The 6,789-nt window shown below is 29.4% G+C and carries 9 protein-coding genes; 1 reads left to right on the plus strand and 8 read right to left on the minus strand.

The features are described 5' to 3' along the window. Position 1: 1 nt before the first annotated feature. Genes RMO70_RS14200 through RMO70_RS14230 form a run of 7 tightly spaced genes read right to left on the minus strand, consistent with a single transcriptional unit; the run spans position 2 to position 5,567 of the window. On the minus strand, positions 2–148 hold the full coding sequence (locus RMO70_RS14200; protein WP_310557099.1) for a hypothetical protein: 147 nt from the start codon (positions 146–148) through the stop codon (positions 2–4). Then, positions 142–1,218 (minus strand): DegT/DnrJ/EryC1/StrS family aminotransferase, encoded by a 1,077-nt coding sequence (locus tag RMO70_RS14205; protein ID WP_310557100.1) that lies wholly within the window; start codon positions 1,216–1,218, stop codon positions 142–144. Before RMO70_RS14205 ends, RMO70_RS14200 begins: the two co-directional genes overlap by 7 nt. Further along, positions 1,215–2,000 carry an FkbM family methyltransferase gene (locus tag RMO70_RS14210; protein ID WP_310557107.1) on the minus strand — a complete coding sequence of 262 codons (786 nt, stop codon included), beginning with the start codon at positions 1,998–2,000 and terminating at the stop codon, positions 1,215–1,217. Before RMO70_RS14210 ends, RMO70_RS14205 begins: the two co-directional genes overlap by 4 nt. A 4-nt stretch (positions 2,001–2,004) precedes the next feature. Beyond that, entirely contained in the window at positions 2,005–2,841 is an 837-nt protein-coding gene (locus tag RMO70_RS14215; RefSeq protein WP_310557101.1) for a glycosyltransferase, read from the minus strand. Positions 2,842–2,845: 4 nt separating this feature from the next. Next, on the minus strand, positions 2,846–3,814 hold the full coding sequence (locus RMO70_RS14220; protein ID WP_310557102.1) for a glycosyltransferase: 969 nt from the start codon (positions 3,812–3,814) through the stop codon (positions 2,846–2,848). A gap of 3 nt (positions 3,815–3,817) precedes the next feature. Then, positions 3,818–4,768, minus strand: coding sequence for a hypothetical protein (locus RMO70_RS14225; protein WP_310557103.1), 951 nt, complete (start codon positions 4,766–4,768; stop codon positions 3,818–3,820). 4 nt (positions 4,769–4,772) lie between these two features. Beyond that, the gene (locus tag RMO70_RS14230; RefSeq protein WP_310557104.1) at positions 4,773–5,567 is read right to left on the minus strand and encodes a glycosyltransferase family 2 protein; all 795 of its coding nucleotides are present in this window, start codon (positions 5,565–5,567) and stop codon (positions 4,773–4,775) included. Between the two features lie 84 nt (positions 5,568–5,651). On the opposite strand from RMO70_RS14230, the gene RMO70_RS14235 reads away from it, so the two are divergent. After that, positions 5,652–6,407 (plus strand): lipopolysaccharide kinase InaA family protein, encoded by a 756-nt coding sequence (locus tag RMO70_RS14235; RefSeq protein WP_310557105.1) that lies wholly within the window; start codon positions 5,652–5,654, stop codon positions 6,405–6,407. On the opposite strand, the gene RMO70_RS14240 is transcribed toward RMO70_RS14235, so the two are convergent. Next, positions 6,408–6,789, minus strand: a 382-nt coding sequence (locus RMO70_RS14240; RefSeq protein WP_310557106.1) for a glycosyltransferase family 9 protein, incomplete at its 5' end; no start/stop codon positions are given. It lies immediately after the preceding gene.

Here is a 6,789-nt window from a genome sequence, read left to right on the forward strand (position 1 = left end):
TTTAGTATTTAAAAGGTAATTGGTTGTATAACTTTCCTTGAATATCTGGGTTAACATCATCAAAAAAAGCTACATTTTCGATAGTGTTATTTTGAAATAATACTTCAAGTACTTCTTTTTCAAATCCTTCGGCTCCGATTATTAGCATAATAATTTATTTATAATGGACGTTATTTTTTCTAATTCATTTTGTGTTAATCCCACGTATAAAGGCAAGCATAATATTCTTGAAGCTATGGATTCCGATATAGGCATAGGTTCTCCTTTTGTGTATGGTATAGTGTTTAATGAAGGATAGAAATATCTTCTAGGCACAATTTTTTCATATGCTAATGCCTCTTGTACTTTTAACAATGTGGCTTCAGTATCAAAAATAACGGGATAATAACTATAGTTCCATTGGGTATTTTGCCTGATTTTCATTTTACTTAAATTAGTAGAGTTTAAAGCAGTATTGTAATGATCAACTACTTTTTTTCTTTCTTCAAAAATGACCTCTAAATTATTAAATACAGCTAATCCCATTGCAGATTGTAGCTCTGAAATTTTTGCATTAATTCCCAATCCGTGAAAATCTAAAGGACCATTATGACCAAAGTTATGACTGTAAAACAGCTTGTGATTTAACTCTTTATCTTTACAAAATAGAGCACCACCTTCTCCAGTATGAAAAATCTTGGTTGCGTGAAAGCTACATGTGCTAATATCACCATAATTAAATACGGACTGATTATTATAATTAACCCCAAAACAATGAGCTGCATCATATATGACTTTGAGGTTGTGTTTTAGAGCTATTTTTTCAATTGCATCCACATTACAAGGATTTCCAAAAACGTGAGTAGCGAGAATGGTTGTTGTTTTTTGTGTAATTGCGGCTTCAATTTTTGTTTCGTCTATAGTTAAGTATTCAGGATGAATGTCTACAAAAACTGGTTTGCAGTTTTCCCAAACAATCGCTGCCGAAGTGGCTACATAAGAAAATGGAGTGGTTATAACTTCACCGTTATTCCCAAAAAGTTTAAGTGCAATTTGCAACGGTATTGTGCCATTGTTTGTAATAATTATTTCTGGAACTTGAAGTTGCTTTTTGAGTTTATCTTCTAATTCTATTGTAAGTTCTCCACGGTTTGTAAGCCAAGCTTTGTCCCAAGCACGTTTTAAGTAGGAATTGTATTCTTCTAAACTTGGCAGAAAAGTTTTGGTAACTGGAATCATTGTGTTATTATTTTAGAATCAATATAACCATTTTTCAAAACAAACACTAATTCGACTAGCCACAAAACGCTAGGCTGAAATGGGCGGTTTAAATCAGTGATTTCGAATAGTCTGTATCCATTTTTATCCATATAGTTTATTAGATTCAAAAAACTGTTATCAAATTGTTTGTTAACAACACCAGCTTCAACCATAAAAATTCCGGTTTTCCCAAAATAGTTGTTGGCTCCTTCTAATACTTCAATATCTAGCCCTTCAGCATCGATTTTAATAATATCAGGAATAGGTAATTTATTTTCGGCTAATAAATCATTAAGTGTTACAACTGGAATTTCTATTTGTTCATATCCTAATGCTTTTGCTTCAGCTTCGCTATATCTGAATGAGCAACTATCGTCTCTATCTACAATTGTAAATTTAAACGAGCCTTTTTCTTTCCCAGCTCCATAAGGAAAAAAAGTAACATTTTTATTTTTTTTTAAAATATCATTGAACGATTCTTTGAGCCAATATTGAGGCTCTAATAGGGTAAAACTTGATTTAGGAAAATGTCGTAACGCTTCTCTTGTCCACGTTCCATGATTTGCACCAATATCAACAATGTGATTTGGAGAAAATTCAAACTTTTTTAGTGTGTTGTAAAAATTTGTCAACAGAAAATCTTTATCACTTGTGTGTGCTAATTTATGGATTCTTTTTGTTTTAGTATAGCCTAGTTTTTTAAAAATAGATTCTATAATTTTCATATTTTTATTTTTAAGTTTTGTTTTTCCTATTTTTATAAAATTATAGTTTTAATACATCTTTGTAAAAAAAATAAATTTCTTGTTTTAGTTTCTTAAAAATATTTTTTTTCTTGAAAGTACCTGTTGTTTTTTCAATTTGTACTTGCAAGTAATTTTGTATTTTATAATCAAAATTAGGCATAATGTTCTTTAAAAATCGAGCCCAAATTTCTTTTTGTTCTGTTTCTTTTTTTGAAGACCAATACGAATTTTCATGTACCCTATAAACAGCCATTTTTTCTTTAATACAGTATAATTTACCATATCTAGCATTCAACATATGTAAAAAATAATCACCAATAGGAGTGCTGTGAAAATATTCAGGAAACGAATCGAAAAGATTATTCTTGTAAACAACACTACAGGTATGAATGTAATTTCTCTTAGCTAGATTTTTTATAGTTGTTGTTTTACGATTACCATAGGTTAGGTTATCAGCTATAATAACGTTATTCTTTTCAATATCAACCTCATGATAACATATCACATAACCTTTATTTTTTTCTAAAAAATCGATTTGTTTTTGAAGCTTTTTTTTATCAGTCCAATAATCATCTCCTTCACATATTGCAATGTATTTACCATTACAATTTTTTACTAAATCGATGAAATTTGGCATCATTCCCAAATTTTCTTTACGATGCAAATACTTTATTTTATGCCCGTTTGGATCCGATTTTATAAATTCTCTAATTATTTCATCTGAATTATCAGGCGAATTATCATTGGCAATTACCAATTCATATTCAAAATCAGTTTCTTGCATTAAAACACTCGCTATTGCTTGTTTCAAATACAACTCATGATTATAAGTAATCATACTTACGCTTACTGTCATAGCACTATTTTATTTGACGCTTTCCACGTATTTTATCTGTTATTTTATTGATGTAATACAATACAAAGTTAGATTTTTTTAATGCTTTTTCAGTTTCCTTTATTTTTATAATATTAAAATTAATTAATTCTTCAACATTTACAACAGTTATTAAGCCATTACTGTCTTTTAATTGCTTGAATTTAGTATAATTTCTAAAATAGCTTTTGTAAATTTTAAACAAATATTTAAAATTTGTGGTTTTTTCCATTCCAAGAATAAAACGAGCAATTTGAGTAGATCGTTCCACTTTTTCTGCTCGAATAGCTCCAATTTGTTGCCCTGAATGAATTCGATATGAAATTAACTTCTCCGTGGAATAATGCAATGTTTTTCTCGATGCTAAAACCAAAGCAATCCATTCGTCGTGAAATAATTTGTTTAGGTTAGGAAATGGCAAAAGTACATTTTTAACTTGTTTTTTAAAACATAAGGTAGCTCCAGTCAAGTAATTTGTTTTTTGGGTAATATGCAACAGTAAATCAATCGGTTTTTCCATTTCTTTTTCAAGAAACATTACATTGTCCCAAAGGGAATATTCAGTATAATTTTCGCCAAAATCATTAATCAAATCTGCATTCGAAAAAACGGCTTCGGCTGAAGGAACTTCTTTGAATTTTGCCATTGTTTTTTCCACTTTATCATTTCTCCACAAATCATCTTGATCAGAAAGAAAAATAAAATCCCCATCGCAAAGCGAAATGGCTTTCTCAAAATTTTTGTTGCTCCGAAGATTGACTTCGTTTTGATGCACCGAAAATAATTCTGGAAATTTCGATTGATAACCGTTCAAAATTTCCATTGTATTATCAGTCGATTGGTCATCGCAAATAACAATTTGATGTACTTTTTCAGTTTGATGGATTATACTATCTAACTGTTGGGTTATATATTTCGAACCGTTGTAGGTGCATAATGCTACCGATAGTTTCATAATTTATTTTTTTAACAAAATTTGGTCGATCCAACCATTTATTGAATATTTATATAAGATTTCTTTTGAAACTTCTTGATATTTAGTTTTAAAAAACGAGTTTGGAATCTCAATTTTTTCTGGATTTATGACCAGAATATTATTTGGATTATAAAAATCGTAATTTGCGATATCAGAATTTGTAGTAATTAGTTTTTTATGCAAACCTAGACATTCAAAAACACGAAAACTCAAACCGTTTTGACCAATTCTGTGAATATCTATCAATGCTTTAGATTTTTCTATATATTGATTTACTGTTTCTAAATCAATTGTTTTATTGATTATTTCAATGGAACTTTCATTTTGTATTTCTTTTTTAGAAAACAAAAGTAGTTTATGTGAAATGTTCTGTTGTTTTAAAATTTCGGCAATTTTAATAATTATTTTACTTCGTTTGTCTTTGGAAGTTACGTTGAACACTTCTAAATCAAAATTATTTTGCTCTGATTTTTCAGCTAAATTGTAAATAAAATTGGTTGCAAATTTTAAATTAAACTTTTCGCAGTCTTGTTTTTCAAACGAATATATTTCGTCAAAAAAAGGTAAAACATCAACGGTTCTAGGGTAACGAGAAATATTGTCGTTAAAAAAAGCAATTGATTTTTTAGTATATTTTTTTAAACTCTGGATTCCTTCGGGACTTATAAAATCCCCCTTTATCGTTAAAATTATATCTTGTTTATCAAATGTTTGCAATCTTTTTTCGATTTCGTTGGCCCGATATATTTTCTTTAAATTTTTATTAAATACTGTTTTTAAAATCACATTTTTAATACGCTCCAAAATGGATTTGTATTCAAATTTAAAGTGATGAAAATTAATATGATTTGCTTCAAAACCTCGCTCATTTAATACATCAACCAACTTCTGATTGAATCCCCAATTGTCTAAACTTATGACTGTTATTTTCATAAATTTAGTTTAAATATTTATCAATTCCATCGGTAGTAAAGGATAGTTTGTTGTTTCTGCTTTCGCTCTGAATAGCAATATTTTTCTCCAAATTGCTTTTGTTTTCTTCAAGATGATATATATGATATATTATTCCAGCAAATTTCAATCTTTTACCCGCAATTCCAGCATTATGCAAACGGTTTGCCAGTTCGCTATCTTCACCACCCCAGCCTACGAAAGCTTCATTATACCCATTAATTTTGATAATATCTTCTCGCCAAAAAGACATATTACAACCTCTTAATTTTGAAGAAATTACGTGATTTTTTTTCAAAAATTTGGTAAAAAATGGTATTCGAATGGTTCGAAAACGTTTTGTTATTCCTTTAGAAAAGAAGTTGAAGTGTGTTACTTTTTTGATAAACAATTCAGTTAAAAAAGACTCTTTAATATTGACCCTTGATCCAAATAAAAACTGATTTTTCTCAGCATACATCAAGTGGTCTTTTACAAAATACTTATTTACTATAATATCTCCATCAATTTGTATGATGTAGTTGTTTTTAACTATTGCAAATGCTTTATTTAGAATTTTTGATTTTTGAAAACCCTTGTCTTCTTGCCAAACGTGAACCAAAGGAACTGGGAATTTCTCCTGAAATTTTTCAATCAATTTTTTGGTTTCGTCTTTTGAGCCATCATCAGCAACAATCACTTCGTTGGGCAAAATATGTTGATTGGCAATAGCTATCAAGACCAATTCTAATGCTTTTGGGTTGTTATAAGTGGATACAATAAGAGAGGATGTTGGATACAATGGAAACTATTTTTCTCCAAAAATACAAATTATATTTAAAGTCTAAAATACAATAATTATATTTGTACAAATGTGTTACAATATATGAAGTTTACAATCAGTCCAATTCACAAGCAAAATAGCGCTTTTTTGCAAAATTGCATAGCCAATTTTGATACTTCTGGAATCGATTTCATAAAAGGTGCTCGCAATAGCATTAAACTTTTTGAACACAATGAAATGGTTTACAACATCAAATCGTTTCGAAAACCCAATGCTTTCAATCAAATTGTATATCGTTTTTTTCGCCAATCGAAAGCAAAACGGTCGTTTGATTATGCTTCCATTTTATTACAAAAAAATATCGGAACACCAGAACCTATTGCTTATTTTGAAAAATATAATCTCTTGGGATTACAACAAAGTTATTATGTTTGCCAACATATTGAAGCCGATTTAACATTTACAAACCTCAATACAACTCCAGATTTCCCCAATCACGAACAAATTTTGAGAGAATTTGCACAGTTTTCTTTTCAATTGCACGAAAACGGCATTGAGTTTCTAGATCATTCCCAAGGAAATACGTTGATTAAAAAAAACGGGAATGGAAATTACGATTTTTATTTGGTTGACTTAAATAGAATGAAGTTTCACCAATCGATGGATTTGGGTTTGAGAATGAAAAACCTTTGCAGATTAACACCAAAACGCTATATGGTGGAGATTATGAGCCAAGAATATGCCAAATTATTTCGAGAAGATTACCAAGTTGTTTTTGATAAAATGTGGCTTTATGTTCAGAAATTTCAAATGAAATTTCAAAAAAAGCACGCTGATGTAGCTTACAAAGGAGAATAACTATTGCAAATGATTTTTACAAAACCCTAAAAATAAATCTTCAAAAAGCTCGGGATTGAATTCTTGATACAATTTAGAATTCATTTTATACGCTTCTTTTGCTGATTTTCCATCAAATAATTCAGGTTTGTATTCGGATAAATGTACCGAAATATGATTTTCCCCATCTTCAAAAGTAGCCCACCCTTTTTTGTCAATCCAAGGAGAAAAAATAATGAAAGAAGGTTTATTCAAGGCTTTAGCCATATTAATTGCGCCACCATCGTTGCCAATTATTGCATCACATTGGTTCATAATGGCAATAAATTCTCGAAGATTTTTCCCTAAAACATCAAAATAAATTTTTGTTTGGGTTTCTTTTTTGCAAAGGTTAAAAATTTCA

It is taken from the genome of Flavobacterium sp. (genome assembly GCF_031422135.1).
Lineage (GTDB): Bacteria > Bacteroidota > Bacteroidia > Flavobacteriales > Flavobacteriaceae > Flavobacterium.

Excerpts from the sequence above, each read along its gene's own strand:
- RMO70_RS14235 (WP_310557105.1), top strand. The coding sequence starts at position 5,652 with ATGAAGTTTACAATCAGTCCAATTCACAAGCAAAATAGCGCTTTTTTG.
- RMO70_RS14225 (WP_310557103.1), bottom strand. The coding sequence starts at position 4,768 with ATGAAAATAACAGTCATAAGTTTAGACAATTGGGGATTCAATCAGAAG.
- RMO70_RS14200 (WP_310557099.1), bottom strand. The coding sequence starts at position 148 with ATGCTAATAATCGGAGCCGAAGGATTTGAAAAAGAAGTACTTGAAGTA.
- RMO70_RS14220 (WP_310557102.1), bottom strand. The coding sequence starts at position 3,814 with ATGAAACTATCGGTAGCATTATGCACCTACAACGGTTCGAAATATATA.
- RMO70_RS14205 (WP_310557100.1), bottom strand. The coding sequence starts at position 1,218 with ATGATTCCAGTTACCAAAACTTTTCTGCCAAGTTTAGAAGAATACAAT.
- RMO70_RS14215 (WP_310557101.1), bottom strand. The coding sequence starts at position 2,841 with ATGACAGTAAGCGTAAGTATGATTACTTATAATCATGAGTTGTATTTG.